This is a genomic window from Methylobacterium symbioticum (genome assembly GCF_902141845.1).
Taxonomy (GTDB): Bacteria; Pseudomonadota; Alphaproteobacteria; order Rhizobiales; family Beijerinckiaceae; genus Methylobacterium; species Methylobacterium symbioticum.
Genome location: NZ_CABFPH010000234.1, coordinates 1 through 1,149 on the forward strand (window position 1 = coordinate 1; position 1,149 = coordinate 1,149).

Here is a 1,149-nt window from a genome sequence, read left to right on the forward strand (position 1 = left end):
GCCGAGGAGGCGCTTCGGCAGGCCCAGAAGATGGAGGCGGTGGGCCAGCTGACGGGGGGTCTGGCGCACGACTTCAACAACCTGCTCACCGGCATCACCGGCTCGCTGGAATTGATGAGCGCGCGCATCGCGCAAGGCCGCTACGGGGACGTGGACCGCTACGTGGCCGCAGCGCAGGGCGCCGCCAAGCGCGCCGCCGCCCTGACGCACCGCCTGCTCGCCTTCTCCCGCCGCCAGACCCTCGACCCCAAGCCCACCGACGTGAACCGCCTCGTGCGCGGCATGGAGGAGCTGGTGCGGCGCACCGCCGGGCCGGGGGTGGCCGTCGAGGTGGTGGAGGCGGGCGGGCTCTGGTCCGTCCTGGTCGATCCGCACCAGCTCGAGAACGCGCTGCTGAACCTCTGCATCAACGCCCGCGACGCCATGCCGGACGGGGGCCGCCTGACGGTGGAGACCGCCAACCGCTGGCTCGATGCCGCGGCGGCGCGCGAGCGCGACCTGGCGCCGGGCCCGTACGTCTCGCTCTGCGTGTCCGACAGCGGCACCGGCATGAGCCCGGAGGTGATGGCCAAGGCCTTCGACCCGTTCTTCACCACGAAGCCGATGGGCCAGGGCACGGGGCTTGGCCTGTCGATGATCTACGGCTTCGTGCGCCAGTCGGGCGGGCAGGTGCGGATCTATTCCGAGCTCGGCCAGGGCACCACCCTGTGCCTCTACCTGCCCCGCCACCGCGGGGCCGCCGAGGCGCCCGAGGCCGCGCCCGAGGCCGGGGCCGCGCCGCGGGCGCGGGTGGGGGAGACGGTTCTGATCGTGGACGACGAGCCGACCGTGCGCATGCTGGTGACGGAGGTTCTGGAGGATCTGGGCTACGCGGCGATCGAGGCGGCGGACGGGGCCTCGGGGCTGACGGTGCTGCACTCGGACGTGCGCATCGACCTGCTGGTCACCGATGTGGGGCTGCCCGGGGGCATGAACGGGCGGCAGATGGCCGATGCCGGCCGCGTCTCCCGGCCCGGGCTGAAGGTGCTGTTCATCACCGGCTATGCCGAGAACGCCGCGCTCGGCGGCGGCCGCCTCGAGCCCGGCATGCACGTGCTGACCAAGCCCTTCAGCGTCGACGTCCTGGCCAGCCGAATCCGCGCGATGATC

Annotated in this window: 1 protein-coding gene; it reads left to right on the plus strand. The window is 72.9% G+C overall.

Annotated elements, in window-relative coordinates; all coding sequences use genetic code 11:
- Positions 1 to 1,149: ATP-binding protein (locus MET9862_RS29020; RefSeq protein ID WP_142586318.1), on the plus strand; the 1,149-nt coding region annotated here is incomplete at both ends.